Here is an 18,978-nt window from a genome sequence, read left to right as displayed (position 1 = left end):
CCTCAGTTGCCCTGCTTCCAGGCCGCCTCGATCGCTTTCGCGGCATCCTGCGGGCTCATGCTGCCGCCGGCGATTTCCGCGGTGACGTCGTTGACGACACGGCCGACGGAGGGGCCGAGGCTCTGGTCATAGAAGTTCTGGTGATAGTTCGATTTCGCGAGGTTGGCCGCAATCAGCTTCATGAAGGAATTGTTGAGGCCGGCGTCCGCGCCCTGCACGACCGGGATGATGAAATTGCCCGCCGCAAGCCGCGTCTGCACATCCTTGGAGACGAAGTATTTCAGGAAATCGACCGCCTCCCTGGGTGAGCCCTTGGTGACCAGCCAGCCGGTGATGCCGCCGAGCGTGTCCGTCGGCGCGCCCTTGCCGCCGGCGACGACGGGGAAATCGAACCAGCAGATCTTGTCCTCGGAGAGTCCGACCTTGTCGGCAGCGAGCGCGCGCTGCAGGTGATAGACGGTCGAGATCGCGAGCGTCATCGCGGCCTTGCCGTCGCCGAAATAGCCGACCGCCTGCGGGTTCTTGAAGCCGAGAAAACCGTTCTGGAACGGCTGCAGGTCGACCAGTTGCTTGAACAGCTCGCCGGACTTCTGGAAGGTCTCGCCGGCAAAGCCGCCGTTCTCGCCCTTCAGCGCGGCATCGAACGCCGGCTTGCCGCCGACGCGCACCGCAAGATGCGTCCAGTAGAAATGCAGCGGCCATTTGTCGGCACCGCCGACCACGATCGGCGTCACGCCGGCTGCCTTCAACGTCTTCACCGCCGCGAGCAGGTCGTCCCAGGTCTTGATGGCTGATGGATCGACCTTCGCTTTGGCCATCAGCTCCTTGTTGCAGAGGAAGCCGACCTGCGACAGCGCGGTGGGCAGGCCATAAATCTTGCCGTTGCTGGTGAAGGCGGCGAGCGCCGCCGGCGTCAAGCTATCGCTGTAGCCCTTCACGGACTCGGTGATGTCATCGAGGACGCCGGCCTCGATCTGCGCCTTCAAGACGCCGCCGGCCCAGCTGTAGATGATGTTCGGACGGTCCTTGGATTGCAGGATGGTGGGCAGCTTGGCCTTGTAGGCCTCATTCTCGAGGAACTGCATCTCGACCTTCACGCCGGGATGGCCCGCCTCATAGGCCCGGGCGACCTCCTCCCAAATCTTCACCTGGGCCGGATTGGCCTCGATGTGCAGCCATTTCACGGTGGTGTCCGCCGACGCGGAATTGGCCCACAGCAGGCATGCGGCAGCGGCGAGTCCCAGCTTCCCGAGCAGTCTCATCACATTCCTCCCAGCAGGCTTCTCTTCTTTGGCTGCAATCCTGCCTTCATTTTTTGAGGTACGCAACACAAATTCTGACCTATGCACCTCATGGGAGGAATGGCTAAGGTCGGGAAAAGAATCGGGGCGGCCTTTGTTGGGCCGCCCGCAACAAACTGAGAGGTGCCCATGGCTGCCATCTATTCCGACCTCGCCGGCAAGGTCGTTCTCGTCACCGGAGGTGCTGCGGGCATCGGCGCGGCGATCGTGCGGCGTTTTGCGGAGCAGAAGTCCCGGGTCGTGTTCTTCGACATCAAGGTCGACGAGGGCCAGCGCCTGGCGCGCGAGTTGACGGATCAGGGCCTGGCCGCCCACTTCCAGCACGTCGACCTCACCGACATCCCCGCGCTGCGCGCCGGCGTCGTCGAGGCGCGCAGCAAGCACGGCGCGATCAACATCCTGATCAACAACGCCGCGCATGACGAGCGGCACAAAACCGAGGAGATGACGCCGGAATATTGGGACGACCGCATCGCGGTGAATCTCAAGCACCAGTTCTTTACCTCGCAAGCCGTGTTGCCGGACATGAAGGCGGCGAACGCCGGCGCGATCGTCAATTTCGGCTCGGTGTCGTGGATCGCCGGCCAGGGCGGCATGGCCGCCTACACTGCCAGCAAGTCAGGCGTGATCGGCCTGACGCGCTCCTTGGCGCGCGACTACGGCCCCTACAACATCCGCGTCAATGCGATTGCGCCGGGCTGGATCATGACCGAGCGGCAGCTCGAGAAATGGATGACGCCGGCGGGCGAGATCGAATTGCAGCAGCGGCAATGCCTGAAGCGCCGGCTGGTGCCGGACGAGGTCGCGCGATTCACCGTCTTCCTCGCCTCGGATGAAGCCTCCGCCTGCACAGCGCAGCACTACATCGTCGACGGCGGCTGGGTGTGAGCACGCTTGCGACCGCAGCGCGCGGCTGCTTTCCCATTTTGGAATAGGAGCCTTATCGACTTTCGGGGTTCTGCCGACATCGGCCTCGTTCTATGAACGCTTCAGATGGTCGTTGAGAACCTTCGAAGGGAGAGCGCTTCCATGGCGGAGACACCGCAGTTGCCGACCTGGCCGGACGAGGTGTATCGCGTCCTCAAGGACGCCGATGTGCGGCAGGTTGGAATGGTGCCGGATGCCGGCCATAGCCGCCTGATCCGCGCATTCGAGGCCGATCCCCAGACCCGCGTCGTCACCCTGACCACAGAGGAGGAAGGCATTGCGATGCTCGCCGGCGCCTGGCTCGGCGGCGAGCGCGGCGTGCTGCTGCTGCAATCGAGCGGCGTCGGCAACTGCATCAACATGCTGTCGCTGCCGGTGATCTGCCGCATGCCGCTCTTGATGCTCGTGACCATGCGCGGCGACTGGGGCGAGTTCAACCCGTGGCAGATCCCGATGGGTCAGGGCACCAAGGCGGCGCTCGAAGCCATGGGCGTGATCGTCACCCGCGCAGACGAACCGCATCTGGTGGCGTCGACCGTTTCGGGCGCGGCCCATCTTGCCTTCAACACCTGGCGGCCGGCGGCGGTGCTGATCGGACAGCGCGTGCTCGGCGCCAAGAATTTCAAGGAGCTCGCCCGCAAATGAACGTACCCAACGCCCTGCTCCACCGCCGCGAGGTCGTCACCGAACTGCTGCGCGATCGCGGCGATCTCCTGGTCATCGCGGGCCTCGGCGCGCCCAACTGGGACATCTCCGCGGCTGGCGACCATCCGAACAATTTTCCGCTCTGGGGCGCGATGGGCGCGGCGGCCATGATGGGCTTCGGCCTCGCCGCCGCGCAGCCGAAACGGCGGGTGCTCGTCATCACCGGCGACGGCGAGATGCTGATGAGCCTCGGTGCGCTCGCCACCATCGCGGTCGAGAAGCCGTCGAACCTCACCATCGCGGTGCTCGACAATGAGCGCTTCGGCGAGACCGGAATGCAGAAGACCCATACCGCGGCCGGCGTCGATCTTGCCGGAATGGCCGCTGCCGCTGGCTTCCGCACCTCACGCATCGTGCGGACGATGGCCGAGGTCTCCGAGCTCCGCGATCTCGCGCATCACGGCGACGGTCCGGTGTTTGCGCAAGTGAAGGTCAATCCGGAGGCGCTCACCTTCGTGTTGCCGCCGGCCGATGGCGTCATCCTGACCACGCGCTTCCGCCAGGCGGTTCTCGGCGACAACGCGCTCTACAATTGAGTGAAGATTCCGCCCATGGCGGCTGGTCTCGGCGAGGTCGATCCAAGTCTTTGAAAAGCTTGGTGGGCGCACCAGGGCTCGAACCTGGGACCCGCTGATTAAGAGTCAGCTGCTCTACCAACTGAGCTATGCGCCCGGAACCGGTCCGGAAATGACCCTCGCGAGAGAGCGGTCGTTTAGCAAAGCGATTCCGGGATGTCCAGCAATCGCGCTCAAGTTTTCCCGTCCTTTGGACGGTTTTCTTGTCAGCCAAAAGCCGCCGGATTCCGGCGGCTTTTCCGTGAGTTATGGGGGCGGCCGAAAACCGCTCCTCAGAGCCGGCCGGAGCGCTCCTGGTCGGGCCCGCGATCGCGGTCGTAACGGTCGCGGTCATAGCCGCGCCCGGGGCCGCCGTCGCGCTCCCAGCGGTCCATGCCGCGCTCAAACCGGTGGCGGCGCCAGCCCTCGGGGCCGAAGCCATGGCCTTCCATATGGGTCAGCATCGTCAGCCGCCGCTTCTGGTTGTCGTCGAGCGTCTTGTAGAGGGGATCGGCGGCATCGGCGATCTTCTTCAGCGCGGCCGCGCTGGTGGCCATGTTGTCGGCGCGCTCGCGCAACCGGCTGACCGGATCATCCGGGGTCTTCGCCGCATCCGGCTTCGAAGCATCCGGCGGATTCATCCGCGCATTGGCCCGGTCCATCCGCAGCTTGGCGAAGTCGCGCACCGCGGATTCGACCGGCGGCCACAGCTTTTCCTGATCGGCCGTGAGCTTCAGCCCGGCATGCACGGCGGCGATGCGCGCATCGAGGAAGGCCGCCCTGTCCTCGGGATTCATCCGCATCGGGCCATGGCCCCAATGGCGGTGCTGGGCGTAGACGGCGGTCGAGCCGGCGATCGCAAGCACGGCGATGGCGGCGATGGTGAACTTCCTCATGCAAACCTCCTGTGAAGGTGGCTTGAAGATGGGGCCGCCCCGCCCGGCCCGCAACTTACAGTTTGGATAGAACGCCCTGTCTTACCAAGATGTAATCCCCCATTGACGCGCAGCAACATTTTGGCGCCGCATGAATTTCTAGAGCATTCCTAGCATGCGCGGCAGCCACAGCGAGATCTCCGGCACGTAGGTCACGACGCCGAGGAAGATCAGCATGGTCAACAGCCACGGCCACACCGCGATCGTCAGCTCCGTGATGCCCATCTTGGCAATGCCGGAGGCGACGTAGAGATTGAGGCCGACCGGCGGGTGGCACATGCCGACCTCCATGTTGACCACCATCAGGATGCCCAAGTGCACCGGATGGATGCCGAGCTTGACCGCGACCGGAAACAGGATCGGCGCCATGATCAGCACGATCGAGGACGCCTCCATCACGTTGCCGGCGATCAGCAGCAGCACGTTGACGATCAGGAGGAAGATGATCCAGTCGACGCCGACCGAGGTGATCCAGCTCGCGATCTGCTGCGGGATGTTCTCGTTGGCCATCAGGAACGAGAACAGCACCGCGTTGGTGATGATGTAGAGGATCATCGCGCTCATGTTGGCCGAGCCGAGCAGCACCTTCGGCACGTCCTTCAGCGACATGTCGCGATAGACGAACACGGCGATGACGAAGGCATAGACCGCGCTGACCGCAGCCGCTTCCGTCGGCGTGAACATGCCGGCATAGATGCCGCCGAGCACGATCAGGATCAGCAGCAGGCCCCAGACGCATTTGCGGAACGCGGTGAAGCGCTCCGCCCAACTCGCCTTCGGCAGGCGCGGATAGTCGTTGCGCCAGGCCCGGTAGAAAGTGGTGCAGCCGAGCAGCGCCGCCAGCATCAGGCCGGGGATCACGCCGGCGATGAACATCTGCCCGACGGACGCCGACGACACGCGGTGGCCGGCGGGATCGAGCGCGATGCTGCCGCCGGTCGCCACGCAATAGATCACCATCACGATCGAGGGCGGGATCAGGATGCCGAGCGCGCCCGATGTCGTGATCACGCCGGCGCCGAACCGCTTCGGAAAGCCATGGCGGACCATCGCCGGCATCATGATCGAGCCGATCGCGATCACGGTGGCCGGCGAGGAGCCGGACACCGCCGCAAACAGCGCGCAGGCCATCACGCCGGCAAGGCCAAGCCCGCCATACCAGTGCCCGACCATCGAGGTCGCGAAATTGATCATGCGGCGCGCCACGCCGCCATGGGTCAGGAAGTTGCCGGCCAGGATGAAGAACGGGATCGCCATGATCTCGAAATTGTCGATGCCGGTGAACAGCTTCAGCGCGACCGACTCGGTCGGCACCTGCGTCATCGTGTAGATGAAGGTCAGAACCGTCATGCCGAGCGCGATCGAGATCGGCATGCCCGTCAGCATCAACGCGATCAAGAGGCCGAAGATGAAGAGCGAGTTCATCGCGTCACCTCCGCAGCCCCTGCGCCGGGCGCATCGACATCGACGCCCTCGACATGGGCGTGGTCGTGATGCGGCAATTCACCGGTGCGGAAATAAGCGTACGCCACCTGCAGGAAGCGGAAGCACATCAAATAGGAGCCGAGCGGGATGCAGAGATAGACCAGCCAGCTCGGGATCTCGAGATCCGGCGAGACCTGGTCGGTGTGCATCAGGCCCCAGACGAACTTCGCACCCATGGTGCCGATCACGGCGGTGAAGAACGCGCCACAGAACAGCCCGAACAGCACCACGGCATTTCGCCAGGGCGATCTGAGCTGGTTGACCACGACGTCGACGCCGACATGGATGCCGGTGCGCACGCCATAGGCGGCGCCGAACTTGGCCACCCACACGAACATGTAGATGCACAGCTCCTGCGCCCAGGACAGGTTGATGGGAAACAGGATGTCGTAAAGGAAGGGAACGCCGAGCAGATAGCGGTGCATCACCGCGACGAAGATGATCAGGGTCGCGGCCGCCATCAGCGTCGCGATCAGTATTTCCTCAAGCCGGTCGAGGATCCGAAGCAGCACCACGTATCTCCCCCTGCGCGGCCCGCCGGACTGCTCCGGTCTCAGCTCGCCCTGTCCGCGGCCGAATGCCGCCGCGGCTCCCCAGACACAAAGCGGCTTCCGTGCCGGAGCACGGAAGCCCTGACGATTCGATCAGTTGGTCGTGCCGCGCGTTTCCTTGAGGAACTCGTCGATCAAGGGCTGGCCGACGCGGTTTGCGACGTCCTTGTAGACCGGCTCCATCGCCTTGCGCATCGCCGCGTCCTGCTCGGGCGTCAGCGTCACGATTTCGCTCTTGCCGGTCTTCTTGATCTCGGCGAGCGCGTCGTCGTTTTCCTTCTGCGACTGGCCGTTGCCATAGGCGGTGGCTTCCTTCATCGCCTTCTCGCACTGCTCGCGGATGTCGGCCGGCAGACCGTCCCAGAACTTCTTGTTCACGACCACGACGTAGCCGATATAGCCGTGGTTGGTGTTGGTGATGTACTTCTGCACCTCGTGCATCTTCTGGGTGTAGATGTTCGACCAGGTGTTCTCCTGGCCGTCGACGACGCCGGTCTGCAGCGCCTGGTAGACTTCGGAGAACGCCATCACCTGCGGCACCGAGCCCAGCGAGCGGAACTGCGCCTCCAGCACCTTGGAGGACTGGATGCGGAACTTCAGGCCCTTGTAGTCGGCAGGCGCCACGAGCTTCTTGTTGGCGCTCATCTGCTTGAAGCCGTTGTCCCAGTAGGCGAGACCGGTCATGCCCTTCGGCTCCAGCAGCTTGAGCAACTTCGTGCCGAGCGGCCCGTCGGTCACCTTCCGCAGCGTCTTCAGGTCGGGGAGGATATAGGGAAGATCGAACACCTCGAATTCCTTGACGCCGATCGGGCCGAACTTCGAGTTCGAGGGCGCCAGCATCTGCACCGCGCCGAGTTGCAGCGCCTCGAGCTCTTCCTTGTCCTTGTAGAGCTGCGAGTTGGGATAGACCTCGACCTTGACCTTGCCGTTGGTGTACTTCTCGGCGAGTTCCTTGAACTTGTCGGCCGCCAATCCCTTCGGCGTGTTGCTGGCCACCACATGGCTGAACTTGATCACGATCGGCGCCTGCGCCGACGCGGGCCCAACAAAAGGCTGCCCGACGAAAGTCAGCGCCGCGATCGATGCCGCAGCCAGAACGAATTGACGCATGTTTCCTCCCGCGCAATTGCGGAGCACGATTTTTCGGCTCCGAGACTTGTATGCCAGCCGCACCATTACAGAGAAGCGACAGCGAACACCATTGCCCCTTAGCAGGGGCCGGTGCACGCTCTTGTTGCAATGCAAAAAGCGACGCGGCGGTATCGGTGGCGGCTGCCCTGTTCGTTTGTTGGGCACCTCCAGCGAAGCGCCGTCGCACGCTGTGCCCGGCGGAGACGGCGAGGTCAATGCGAGGTTGGGGAATGGCGGATTCGTGTGGGACGAACGCTTGCTGACACATAATAGATGTCGTGGCGTGCTGAATCGTCAATCGCTGAAGCCGTAGGGTGGGCAAAGGAGCGTAGCGACGTGCCCACCATTCTCGGCGTGCTCGTGATGGTGGGCACGCTTGCGCTTTGCCCACCCTACGGCAACTGGCCGTGCGTCCGCATTCTCGCGACATGATCTGCCCGAGCTTTCCATCTCGTTCCGCCCTCTCTCGAAATCGAGGGCGCAGGGAAGACCGGATGCACGCTGCACCCGAGGTCCCGTGCGCAATGGGTAGAGAGTGGCGCACACGGGCATACAAATGCAGCGGAGGCACGCCGGCCTTCCCCGCGCGATGGCTTTACGGCTTATACGTGCTCGCCCTGGTGAGACTCTGCTTTTGTGCCACCATCATCCGCGATCGGCTTTAGGCCTCTCACGGGCTTACCACCAACATCGGGGCGGCAGGCCCACACGACTTCGCCGTACGCTTTGCGCGCGCATGTCTATCGCACGCTCGGCGTCCACCGCATCCCAGCCCGCGTTCGTGACATTGCGCAACGCCCCTCAGAGGGTGAGATGGGCCATTATTAGTATAATCGGAAGTTCGTGTAAACGATAATATTTTCGCATGCGGTGCTTGACAGATTTTTCACGCGCTAGCTGATTTGCCCGTCGTGTCGAATTTGTCACAGATCCGCATCCGGCTGCGGTTACAGGAACCTGCTGATCGTGCCGGCCGCGAAAATCACCAGGATGGCCAAGACGGGGATACCGACCAAGAGCGCGACCACCTCATGGGGCTGGCGCCAGCCGCACAGGTTCAGCACGCGCCGCCCGAGACCGATGACGAGGCACTCAAACAGCCCCCGAACGAGCAAGCCGATCACGCCGCGAAGGAAATCATCCATGCCGGCACCGCGCCGCTGTATCGCTTCGGCTGTCCCGTGATCTCGTCATGCACGTCCTTGCGCGATCAGCTTCGGATACATCTCGGAACCACGATGCATCTTGGTGATCACTTCACCACCGTTCTGCCGGATCAGGGTGAGAATTGCATAGCTTGCGATATGCGCGGTCACATCGAGATGGGCGACGGAGACGATCACGCGATCTGGAATCGGTCGATAACGATGCCGCAGCACGCCGAGCCGGAAAGGGTTCTGCCAATTCGTGCAGGCGGTGCGGAGTTCGAGATCGACGCTCAGAGATCCATTGAAGAGCCTGGCCGATTTCACCGACGACCAGGGAATAGCCAGGCCGGAGCGACGGTCCCGCAAGCCGTCAACTCCGATCTCCAGTACCGGATCGTTTCGCGCCGCATCCCAGAAGCACGTGATAGCCGCGCCGATGCAGCCTGCACCAAATTGAGTTCCGTAGATTGCGACGTATAGCAAGATCAGGACGAGCACACAGCTCTTCCACAAAGGCACGTCGCCCACCCCTGAACCAAACCCAATCGCGAACGTGGCGAAGCCGGAAAGCAAACCCATCGAAAAGAAGAACAAGCCTCCGACGAACAAGAAGAGACCGAGCAAGACATTTTTCCACTCATGCGACCACGCGATGATCGGTAATGGCACCGTGATCGGTGGAGGCATCGGATTGCTCATCTGAGGCGGACCCGGAATCAGAACGGTCTCGCCTTTGCCGGCATTGTCCATCAAAGCCTCGCCTCGCCTGCGGCAGGAACAATTGCAGCCATTCCATCACTTAGGGATAAGTCTGGCGAAGCGACAGTGTTGTTCAAGATTCTTGAAGGTGGCGGTTAATGAAAGGCTCGCGCACGGCAGCACATTTGCAGAGTTGTCTCCGCAGCGCCGTTCTGGCGACGCCAGACGATATCGTGCGCGTTGCACGTTTTTGTGATTGGCATTCGGGATCGTAGGGCGGATTAGCCGTAGGCGTAATCCGCCGAACCGTGTGTTGCTACGAAGAATGGCGGATTACGCTAGCGCTAATCCGCCCTACGCAACCTGCTACGCATCCCTGCCCTACACCACCGGCTTGACGCCCGGCAGCGCATTCACCAGATCGCGAAAGGCGGCGCCGCGGATTTCGAAGTTGCGGTACTGGTCGAAGGAGGCACAGGCCGGGGACAGCAGCACGACGGCGTCAGCGAGCCCTGAGGCTTCGGCGTCGCGGGCGGCGTTGGCGATGGCGACATCAAGCGTCTGCGAGATTTCGTGCGGGACGCGGTCGCCGAGCGTGCCGGCGAATTCGGGCGCGGCTTCGCCGATCAGATAGGCTTTACGGATGCGCGGGAAGTAACCGGTGAGGCTGGTGATGCCGCCGGCCTTGGGCTTGCCGCCGGCGATCCAGAAGATGTCCGAGAAGGACGACAGCGCATGCGCGGCGGCGTCCGCGTTGGTGCCCTTGGAGTCGTTGACGAACAGCACGTTGCCGCAGCGGCCGACCTGCTCCATGCGGTGCGCGAGGCCGGGGAAGCTGCGCAGGCCGGTCTGCAGTACTTCCGTCGAGATGCCCATCGCCAGCGCGCAGGCGGCGGCGCTAGCCGCGTTCTGCGCGTTGTGCAGGCCGCGCAGCGAGCCGATGCCGCCGAGTCTCGCGACCTCGCTGCGCGCCGCGCCCGAGGCCTGCACGATGGTCTCGCGCTCCACATAGACGCCGTCGGGCAGCGGGTTCTTCACGGAGATCCGCACCACGCGCTTGCCGGACCGGTCGAGCCGGTCGGCGATGTTGCGGCAGAAGCTGTCGTCGACGCCGACGATCGAGGTGCCGCCGGGCTGCACGCCCGCGACGAGGCGCGCCTTGACCGCGGCGTAATTCTCCAGCGTGCCGTGGCGATCGATATGGTCCTCGCTGACATTGAGCAGGATGCCGACGGAGGGATCGAGCGACGGGCAGAGATCGATCTGGTAGGACGACATCTCGATCACGTGGACGCGGCCCATCCGCGGTGGCTCCAGCGACAGGATCGCGGTGCCGATGTTGCCGCCCATCTGGGTGTCGTAACCCGCGACCTTCATCAAATGCGCGATCAATGCCGTCGTCGTCGACTTGCCATTGGTGCCGGTGATGGCGACGAACGGCGCGTTCGGCGCGTGGCGGCGGCGCTCGCGGCAGAACAGCTCGATATCGCCGATCACCTCGACGCCGGCCTCGCGCGCCCTGAGTACGCTCCAGTGCGGCGCCGGATGGGTCAGCGGCGCGCCCGGCGTCAGCAAGAGCGCTGCGATATTCGTCCAGGACACGGTGCGCAGATCGGCGGTGACGAAGCCGGCCTGGGCTGCCTTGGCGACGTTGTCGGCATTGTCGTCGGCAGCGATCACCTCGGCGCCGCCGGCCTTCAGCGCGTGGCAGCTCGCAAGGCCCGAGCCGCCGAGGCCGAACACCGCGACCGTCTTGCCTGCGAAGGAGGTGACGGGGATCATGACTTTTCCTTCGCCTCTCCCGCTTGCGGGGGAGGCCGACGCGCATCGCGAGATGCGCGGCGGGTGGGGGCTCTCTCCACACAGAGAATCCCAACGCGGAAGCACCCCCACCCCAACCCTCCCCCGCAAGCGGGAGAGGGGGCATGGTGCCGATGCCGTTGGCAGTCGAGTCTCATATGCGATGCCCCAAGGACGACGAATGTTCAGCGCAGCTTCAGCGTGGAGAGGCCGGCGAGCGCCAGCATCACCGAGATGATCCAGAAGCGGATCACGATCTGCGGCTCGGTCCAGCCCTTCTGCTCGAAATGGTGGTGCAGCGGCGCCATGCGGAACACGCGCTTGCCCGTCAGCTTGAACGAGGTGACCTGCACGATCACCGACACCGCTTCGAGCACGAACAGGCCGCCGATCACCGCGAGCACGATCTCATGCTTTACCGCAACGGCAATCGCGCCGAGCATGCCGCCGAGCGCCAGCGAGCCGGTGTCGCCCATGAAGATCGAGGCCGGCGGCGCATTGAACCAGAGAAAACCGAGGCCGGCGCCGAGCACCGCGCCGCAGAGCACCGCGAGCTCACCGGTGCCGGCGACGTAGTTGATCTGCAGATAATCCGAGAACACCGCGTTGCCGGTCAGATACGAGATCATGCCGAAGCTCGCGGCGGCGATCATCACGGGCACGATGGCGAGGCCATCGAGGCCGTCGGTGAGATTCACCGCGTTGCCGGCGCCGACCATCACGAAGGCGCCGAAGATCACGAAGAACCAGCCGAAGTTGAAGATCATGTCCTTGAAGAACGGGATCGCCAGCGAGGTCGAGGAGACGTCGCGGCCGAGCCGCACCAGCGCGTAGCAGGCGGCGAGCGCGATCACGCCTTCGAGCAACAGCCGCAGCTTGCCCGCGAAGCCGCTGTGGGACTGTTTTGTGACCTTGAGATAATCGTCATAGAAGCCGACGAAGCCGAAGCCGAGCGTCACCGCCAGCACGATCCAGACATAGGGATTGATCGGGTTGGCCCACAGCAGGGTCGAGACCACGAGGCCCGACAGGATCATCAGGCCGCCCATGGTCGGCGTGCCCTTCTTGGAGATCAGATGCGACTGCGGGCCGTCGGTGCGGATTGGCTGGCCCTTGCCCTGGCGCAGCCTCAAGTGGTCGATGATCCAGGGCCCGAACAGGAACACGAACAGCGCACCCGTCACCATCGCACCGCCGGTGCGGAAGGTGATGTAGCGGAAGACGTTCAGGGCGCTGCGGAAGACGGTGAAACCCGGCACCGTGTTGGACAGCTCGATCAACCAGTAAAACATTCAAAAAGCCCTATACCGCTTCTTCGTGCGCGGCTTTGCCGGGGAAGCGCTTTTCCAGCGCGCTGACAATCACCTTCATCTTCGAACTCAGCGATCCCTTCACCATGATCGCGTCACCGGCGCGGATCGCGGCCAGCACCTGTGCTTCCAGCGCCGCCGAGCTCTCGGCATAGCCTCCCCGCTTGCCCGTGGAAAGGGCATCCCACAAATTCCGCATCAGCGGACCACAACAATATACGAGATCGATGCGGTTGGCGGTCACGGCTTCGGCAAGGCTGCGATGCAAATCGGGCCCGGTCGGGCCGAGCTCCAGCATGTCGCCGAGGACCGCAATGCGGCGGCCGTGCGCTCCGACCTTGGCCTGGCCGAGCACGTTCAGCGCCGCCCCCATCGAGGCCGGATTGGCATTGTAGCTCTCGTCGATCAGGGTGGCCTCGCCATGGCCGACCTCGAGCGCACGCCGCACGCCGCGCCCCGAGGGCGCCTCGAGCTGCGACAACGACAGCGCCGCGCGGGCGATGTCGGCGCCGAGGAGAGAAGCGCCCGCCAGCACCGCCAGCGAATTCATCGCCATGTGGCGGCCGGGCATGCTGATCTTGTAGGTGATGTCGTGATCGAGGATATCCGCATGCACCGCCGAGCAGGTCGCGTGCAGCGAAACGTCGATCAGCCGCGCCTCGGCTGTCTTGTGCTCGCCGAAGGAGATGATGCGGTTAATTCCGAGCTTCTTGGCGCGCTTCTGCAAGCGCGCGAACTGGGAATTGTCGCGGTTGAGCACGACCGCGCCGCCGGGCTCGACGCCCTCGAAGATTTCCGCCTTGGCATCCGCGATCGCCTCGATGCCACTGAAGAATTCCAGATGCACCGGCTCGACCGTGGTGATGACGGCGACATGCGGGCGCACCATCCTGACCAGCGGCGTGATCTCACCGGAATGGTTCATGCCGATCTCGAAGATGGCGAAGCGCACATCGGCCGGACAGCGCGCCAGCGACAGCGGCACGCCCCAGTGATTGTTGAAGGATGCGGCCGAGGCATGCGTCGTGCCCTGCGCCGAGAGCACGCGGCGCAACGCCTCCTTGGTCGAGGTCTTGCCGACCGAGCCGGTGACCGCGATGATCTGGGCTCCGAGACGCTTGCGCGAGGCATGCGCGAGATCGACAAGCGCTGCGAGCACGTCATCGACGACGAGCAGTTTTGCATCGGCGGGGAACTTGTCGCGCTGTGCGGCTTCAACAACAGCGAGGCCGGCGCCGGCCTTCAGCGCGGCTTCGACGAAGGCGTGGCCGTCATGGACGTCGCCCTTGATCGCGAAATAGGCTTCGCCTTTGCCGATGGTACGGCTGTCGATCGAAAGCCCGGTGACGCCATCAGGCAGCGTGCCCTGCGTCGCCGCACGCATCGCCTCGGCCATTGCCGCCGACGTCCACAACCATGAGCTCATGAAACCCTCTCAGCACTTTTTTGGAGCATGATCTTCTCGGAAAACCGCTGCACACTTTTCCGGATCATGCTCTAAGCGCGGCCGCCACCGCCTCATGATCGCTGAATGGCAGCGTCTTGTCGCCGATGATCTGTCCGATTTCGTGGCCCTTGCCGGCCACCACCAGGGCATCGCCCGCCTCCAGGCCGGCAATCCCCTCCCGGATCGCCGCGGTGCGATCGCCGATCTCGCGCGCGCCCTTCGCGGTCGCCATGATCGCGGCGCGGATCGCTGCCGGATTCTCGCTGCGCGGATTGTCGTCGGTGATGATGACGCTGTCGGCATTGTCGGCCGCGATCGCGCCCATGATCGGACGCTTGCCGGCGTCGCGATCGCCGCCGCAGCCGAAGATCACGACCAGCTTGCGCCTGGCATAGGGACGCAGAGCTTGCAGCGCCTTCGCCAGCGCATCGGGCTTGTGGGCGTAGTCGATGAAGATCGGCGCGCCATGATGCGCGCCGACATATTCCAGCCGGCCCTTGGCGCCTTCGAGATGCTCGAGGCTGGCGAAGACGGCATCGGCGTCGCCGCCGGTGCCGATCGCAAGGCCCGCCGAGACCAGCGCGTTCTCGATCTGGAATTCGCCGACCAGCGGCAGCTTGATCGTGCGCGGCCTGCCGCGATAGGCGATCACCAGCGTCTGCGCAAAACCGTCGATCGCAGCGTCGACCAGGCGGATGCCGTCGGCGTCTGCCTTGCGTCCGACCGTGATGATGCGGAGTTTTCGTTCACGCGCGGCGTCGATTACGTCCTGCGAGCAGTCGTGATCGGCGGAGATCACGGCGGCGCCGCCGTCGATCACGAGATCGCGGAACAGCCGCAGCTTGGCATTCAGGTAATGCGCGACGTCCGGATGATAATCCATGTGGTCGCGCGACAGGTTTGTAAAACCGCCGGCGGCGATGCGCACGCCGTCGAGCCTGAACTGGTCGAGGCCGTGCGAGGAAGCTTCGAAGGCGAGATGCGTGACGCCATCGTTCGCGATCTCGTCGAGCTGGCGATGCAGCGCGATCGGATCGGGCGTGGTCAGCGAGCCGTAGACGGTGCGCTTCGGCGACACCAGGCCGATGGTGCCGATGCTGGCGGATGAGTGGCCGAGCCGCTGCCAGATCTGGCGCGTGAAGGCGGCGACCGAGGTCTTGCCGCTGGTGCCGGTGACGGCTGCGATCATCTCGGGCTGGCGCGGGTAAAATGTTGCGGCGGCAAGCGCCAGCGCGCGGCGCGGATTCGGTGTCACCACGAAAGGCACTGACAGCGCGGCCTGCGGCGCATGGTCGCCTGCGACGGCAACCGCACCCGCGGCAATTGCGGAGTCGATGAAGCGCGCGCCGTCGGTTTTTGTCCCCACCAGCGCGAAGAACAAGTCGCCCGGCTTCACCGCGCGGCTGTCGACGGCAAGGCCGCCGACCTCGACCTGCACCGCATTCGGGTCGATCGCAGCATCATTGCCGAGGAGGTCGCGAAGTTTCATGATTATCCAGTCTGGAGCATGATTTAAGCGGTTTTCGCAAGCAATCATGCTCAAAAAACGATGGATCGGCGCGACGGAGCGCCCGCTCCGTACGCCTTACTGGGTTGTCCTCGATGTCGCAAGAATAAGGCGATCGGCGGGCGGCAAATCGAAGCGGGGCTCGATGCCGAGCAGCGGCGCGATGCGGGCAATCACCTTGCCGCCGGTCGGCACCGCGTTCCAGCCCGAGGTGATGAAGCCCTTGGTTTCCGGGATCGCCTTCGGCTCGTCCAGCATGATCAGGACCTGATATTGCGGATTGTCCGCCGGCAGGATCGCGGTGAAGGAGTTCAGCACCTGCTTCTTGGAATAACGGCCGTTGACGACCTTTTCCGCGGTGCCGGTCTTGCCGCCGATATAATAGCCCTTCACGTCGGCGCTCTTGGCCGTTCCGATCTCGGCGTTGAGCCGCATCAAATAGCGGATCTTGTCCGAGGTCTCCGGCTTGATCACCTTTCTGGCGAGCGCCCTGGCATCGTCTTCCGAGCGCTTCAGAAAGGTCGGCGGGATCAGGTAGCCGCCATTGATCATCGCGTTGATGCCCATCACCGCCTGCAGCGGCGCCACCGCGATGCCGTGACCGAACGCGATGGTGATGGTGTTGAGCTCGCCCCAGCGCTTCGGCACGATCGGCGAGGCGCTCTCCGGCAGTTCGGTACGCAGGCGATCGAGCTGGCCGACCTTCTTCAGGAACGCGCGATGCGCCTCGACGCCCTGGCTCAGCGCGACGCGCGCAGCACCAATGTTCGACGAGTAGGTGAAGACCTCCTTCATCGAGATCGCGCGGCCAAGATTGTGGGTGTCGTGGATGGTGAACTTGCCGTAGTGCAGCCCGCCGCGCGCGTCGTACATCGAGTTCAGCGTCGCCTTGCCGGAATCGAGCGCCATCGCCAGGGTCAGCGTCTTGAAGGTCGAGCCCATCTCGAACACGCCGGTGGTCAGGCGGTTGATGCGATCGGGGTCGTGGGCTTCCTTCGGATTGTTCGGATCGAAATCGGGCAGCGACACCAGCGCCACGATCTCGCCGGTCCTGACGTTGGAGACGAGGCCCGATGCGGCCTTGGCCTTGTACTTGTCCTTGGCCTTCAGCAGCTCGTCGCGCAGCGCGTGCTCGACGCGCAGATCGACCGACAGCTCCACCGGCTTCTGCAGCCGGTCGACGGCGAAGCCCGCGCGATGCAGGTCGGCCAGGCCGTTGGTGTCCAGCCACTTCTCCATGCCGGCGATGCCCTGGTTGTCGATGTTGACCAGGCCGATCAGATGCGCGACCTCGTTGCCGGTCGGGTAGACGCGCTTGTTCTCGCGCAGGAAGCCGATGCCGGGCAGGCCGAGCTTGTGGATGTCCGACTGCTGCTTCGGCGTGATCTCGCGCTTCAGCCAGACGAAGCCCTTGCGCGACTGGATGCGCTCGCGCACCTCGCCGGTGTCGAGATCGGGCAAGGTGCCGGTCAGAAGCTCGATCGCCTCGTCCTTGTCGACGATGCGGCGCGGCTCGGCGAACAGGCTCGGCGCCTTGACGTCGGTGGCGAGAATCTCGCCGTTGCGGTCGACGATGTCGGGCCGCGCGGTCGCGATCGCATCCTGCGAGGCGGCGCGGCGCGCGCTATGGCTGTCGGCACCGATCGCGAACATCACGAGACGGCCGGCGATGATGCAATAGACCGCGGCGAATGCGACGATCGCCAGGCCGACGCGGGCGCGCGCCTTGGCGGCGCGATCGACGTTGCGCCCGTAGAGCAGCCCGCGGATCAGCCGCTGCCGCCACGGTTCCACTTTCCTCGAGGCCGGATCACTCATTGCTGATCTCCGGACGCTGGCTGCGGATCGGCCTGCGGCACCGAGCCGGTGGTGGCGGCGGGATCGGCGGCGGCCTCAATGGTGTCGATCATCGCGCCGATCGGATCGGGCGAGCCGGGCTTGGCGAAATTCGGCGGCCGCTCGGGCAGGTTCTTCAGCGAGTCGTACTGGTTGGCATTGAGCGGCTTCAGCGGCAGATGCCGGTCGGACAGGCCCTGCAGCCGCAGCGGCGCATCGAGCTTGGCCCATTCGGCGCGCAACGTCGCGATCGCATCGCGCTGCTCGCGGATCTCGGCATTCAGCCGCAGCACGCGTTCGGTCCGCGAGGTCGATTCCATCTTGATGCGGTAGACATAGGACGCCGCGAAGATCAGCATGCCGATGACGAGGAAATGGAGGATGCGCATGTCAGCCTCCCCTCATGACGTCAGCGAGCCGCGGCCAGGACGGCAATTTGTCGACCGCATGCACCGGCGCATCGGTGCGCTCGGCGGCGCGCAGCTTTGCGGAGCGCGCGCGCGGATTGGCTGATAGTTCGGCGTCGCCCGGCACCACCGGCCGCTTGGTCAGGATCCTGAAGCTCGGCACCGCCTGCGCGACCTCGGGCAGATGCCGCGAGCCCGCCGAGACCTTGCCGCGCTCGGCGAGGAAGTTCTTGACGATGCGGTCTTCCAGCGAATGGAAGGAGACGACGACGAGCCGGCCGCCCGGCTTCAACACGCGCTCGGCGGCGGTCAGCGCCAGATGCAATTCGTCGAGCTCTTCGTTGACGAAGATGCGCAACGCCTGGAAGGTCCGCGTCGCCGGATGGATCTCGTTCGGCTTGGCGCGCACGACCTTGGCGACGATGTCGGCGAGCGCCTGCGTCGTCGCGATCGGCGTATCCTTGCGGGCCGCGACGATGGCACGGGCAACGCCGCGCGAGTGCCGCTCCTCGCCGAAGATGTAGATGATGTTGGCGAGCTCGGTCTCGGAAGCCTTGGCCACCACATCGGCCGCGGTCGGCCCGCTCTGCCCCATCCGCATGTCGAGGGGGCCGCCGAGGCGGAACGAGAAGCCGCGCTCGGCCTGGTCGAGCTGCATCGAGGATACGCCGACATCCATCACGACGCCGTCGACCGCGTCGAGCCCCTGCGCGGCGCAAACTTCATCCAGTTCGGAGAAGCGGCTCTCGACCAGCGTCAAGCGGCCTGCGGAGCGATCGACCAGGTCGAAACCGCCCATGATCGCCATGCGGTCGCGGTCGATGCCGACGACGCGGGCTCCCGCCACCTCGAGAATCGCACGGCTGTAGCCGCCGGCGCCGAAGGTCGCGTCGATATAGGTTCCGCCGTCGCGGGGCGCGAGTGCCTCGACCGCCTCACGGCCGAGCACGGAGATATGTCGTGAGGCCGCCCCGGTCATGCGCCGCCCCCGGGTGGCGCCGGCCTCAAAATACCGCGCGCGTGCCATCGCCGGCGGCAAACCCTGATGTCCGACCGGAATTTGAAGGGCTTCCATGGGATTTCGCGCAAAAGCGGACCTCGGCCGCCCCCAAACGGTTCGGCTGTTCACCCCTCAGTAGGGGCATTTAGCGTTAAGAAAGCGTTGAAAATCGGTTAGCGGAATCGTCAGCCTTTTAACCGTGTGTGGAACCCGGTGATGCCTTCGGCACACACTA

Annotated in this window: 17 protein-coding genes and 1 tRNA gene; 3 read left to right on the top strand and 15 right to left on the bottom strand. The window is 64.5% G+C overall.

The features are described 5' to 3' along the window. Positions 1-2 precede the first annotated feature (2 nt). Positions 3-1,262: an extracellular solute-binding protein gene (locus JQ604_RS21390; RefSeq protein WP_212361121.1), complete on the bottom strand. Its 1,260-nt coding sequence runs from the start codon at positions 1,260-1,262 to the stop codon at positions 3-5. A gap of 168 nt (positions 1,263-1,430) precedes the next feature. Between JQ604_RS21390 and JQ604_RS21385 the strand changes: the two genes are divergently transcribed. From JQ604_RS21385 to JQ604_RS21375, 3 genes are all read left to right on the top strand, one after another. Continuing rightward, complete coding sequence (locus tag JQ604_RS21385; RefSeq protein ID WP_212361118.1) at positions 1,431-2,189, top strand: SDR family NAD(P)-dependent oxidoreductase; 759 nt, start codon at positions 1,431-1,433, stop codon at positions 2,187-2,189. Positions 2,190-2,330: 141 nt separating this feature from the next. Continuing rightward, the gene (locus JQ604_RS21380; RefSeq protein WP_212361114.1) at positions 2,331-2,873 is read left to right on the top strand and encodes a thiamine pyrophosphate-binding protein; all 543 of its coding nucleotides are present in this window, start codon (positions 2,331-2,333) and stop codon (positions 2,871-2,873) included. Next, positions 2,870-3,469, top strand: coding sequence for a thiamine pyrophosphate-dependent enzyme (locus tag JQ604_RS21375; RefSeq protein ID WP_212361111.1), 600 nt, complete (start codon positions 2,870-2,872; stop codon positions 3,467-3,469). Before JQ604_RS21380 ends, JQ604_RS21375 begins: the two co-directional genes overlap by 4 nt. A 60-nt stretch (positions 3,470-3,529) precedes the next feature. Here JQ604_RS21375 and JQ604_RS21370 read toward each other — a convergent pair. The 14 genes from JQ604_RS21370 to rsmH all read right to left on the bottom strand — a co-directional run bounded on the left by JQ604_RS21370 (position 3,530) and on the right by rsmH (position 18,722). Then, positions 3,530-3,605, bottom strand: a tRNA-Lys gene (locus tag JQ604_RS21370). A gap of 175 nt (positions 3,606-3,780) precedes the next feature. After that, positions 3,781-4,383 (bottom strand): Spy/CpxP family protein refolding chaperone, encoded by a 603-nt coding sequence (locus JQ604_RS21365; protein ID WP_212361108.1) that lies wholly within the window; start codon positions 4,381-4,383, stop codon positions 3,781-3,783. Positions 4,384-4,521: 138 nt separating this feature from the next. Then, entirely contained in the window at positions 4,522-5,847 is a 1,326-nt protein-coding gene (locus JQ604_RS21360) for a TRAP transporter large permease (RefSeq protein WP_212361105.1), read from the bottom strand. After that, positions 5,844-6,419 carry a TRAP transporter small permease gene (locus tag JQ604_RS21355; RefSeq protein ID WP_212361102.1) on the bottom strand — a complete coding sequence of 192 codons (576 nt, stop codon included), beginning with the start codon at positions 6,417-6,419 and terminating at the stop codon, positions 5,844-5,846. Before JQ604_RS21355 ends, JQ604_RS21360 begins: the two co-directional genes overlap by 4 nt. Positions 6,420-6,551: 132 nt before the next feature. After that, positions 6,552-7,568, bottom strand: a complete 1,017-nt coding sequence (locus JQ604_RS21350) for a TRAP transporter substrate-binding protein (RefSeq protein ID WP_212361099.1) — start codon at positions 7,566-7,568, stop codon at positions 6,552-6,554. A 968-nt stretch (positions 7,569-8,536) separates the two neighbouring features. After that, complete coding sequence (locus JQ604_RS21345) at positions 8,537-8,734, bottom strand: hypothetical protein (RefSeq protein ID WP_212361095.1); 198 nt, start codon at positions 8,732-8,734, stop codon at positions 8,537-8,539. Positions 8,735-8,779: 45 nt separating this feature from the next. Further along, positions 8,780-9,487 (bottom strand): hypothetical protein, encoded by a 708-nt coding sequence (locus JQ604_RS21340; protein ID WP_212361091.1) that lies wholly within the window; start codon positions 9,485-9,487, stop codon positions 8,780-8,782. 330 nt (positions 9,488-9,817) lie between these two features. Further along, positions 9,818-11,218, bottom strand: a complete 1,401-nt coding sequence (murD, locus tag JQ604_RS21335) for a UDP-N-acetylmuramoyl-L-alanine--D-glutamate ligase (protein ID WP_212361086.1) — start codon at positions 11,216-11,218, stop codon at positions 9,818-9,820. A 203-nt stretch (positions 11,219-11,421) separates the two neighbouring features. Continuing rightward, complete coding sequence (mraY, locus tag JQ604_RS21330) at positions 11,422-12,528, bottom strand: phospho-N-acetylmuramoyl-pentapeptide-transferase (protein ID WP_212361083.1); 1,107 nt, start codon at positions 12,526-12,528, stop codon at positions 11,422-11,424. A gap of 10 nt (positions 12,529-12,538) precedes the next feature. Then, a complete protein-coding gene (locus JQ604_RS21325; RefSeq protein ID WP_212361080.1) occupies positions 12,539-13,972 on the bottom strand; it encodes a UDP-N-acetylmuramoylalanyl-D-glutamyl-2,6-diaminopimelate--D-alanyl-D-alanine ligase in 1,434 nt (477 codons plus the stop codon). Between the two features lie 64 nt (positions 13,973-14,036). Continuing rightward, positions 14,037-15,482: a UDP-N-acetylmuramoyl-L-alanyl-D-glutamate--2,6-diaminopimelate ligase gene (locus JQ604_RS21320; protein WP_212361076.1), complete on the bottom strand. Its 1,446-nt coding sequence runs from the start codon at positions 15,480-15,482 to the stop codon at positions 14,037-14,039. A 96-nt stretch (positions 15,483-15,578) separates the two neighbouring features. After that, positions 15,579-17,318: a peptidoglycan D,D-transpeptidase FtsI family protein gene (locus JQ604_RS21315; protein ID WP_212361073.1), complete on the bottom strand. Its 1,740-nt coding sequence runs from the start codon at positions 17,316-17,318 to the stop codon at positions 15,579-15,581. Beyond that, positions 17,315-17,725 (bottom strand): cell division protein FtsL, encoded by a 411-nt coding sequence (gene ftsL / locus JQ604_RS21310; protein WP_212361069.1) that lies wholly within the window; start codon positions 17,723-17,725, stop codon positions 17,315-17,317. The genes JQ604_RS21315 and ftsL overlap by 4 nt, the downstream gene beginning before the upstream one ends. 1 nt (position 17,726) lies before the next feature. Further along, complete coding sequence (gene rsmH / locus JQ604_RS21305; protein WP_212361066.1) at positions 17,727-18,722, bottom strand: 16S rRNA (cytosine(1402)-N(4))-methyltransferase RsmH; 996 nt, start codon at positions 18,720-18,722, stop codon at positions 17,727-17,729. Positions 18,723-18,978 lie beyond the last annotated feature (256 nt).

The organism is Bradyrhizobium jicamae (genome assembly GCF_018130695.1).
In the GTDB taxonomy this organism is placed as follows: domain Bacteria; phylum Pseudomonadota; class Alphaproteobacteria; order Rhizobiales; family Xanthobacteraceae; genus Bradyrhizobium; species Bradyrhizobium jicamae_B.
The sequence above is the reverse complement of the archived record's forward strand: the minus strand, read 5'-3'. Positions and strand labels throughout refer to the sequence as shown.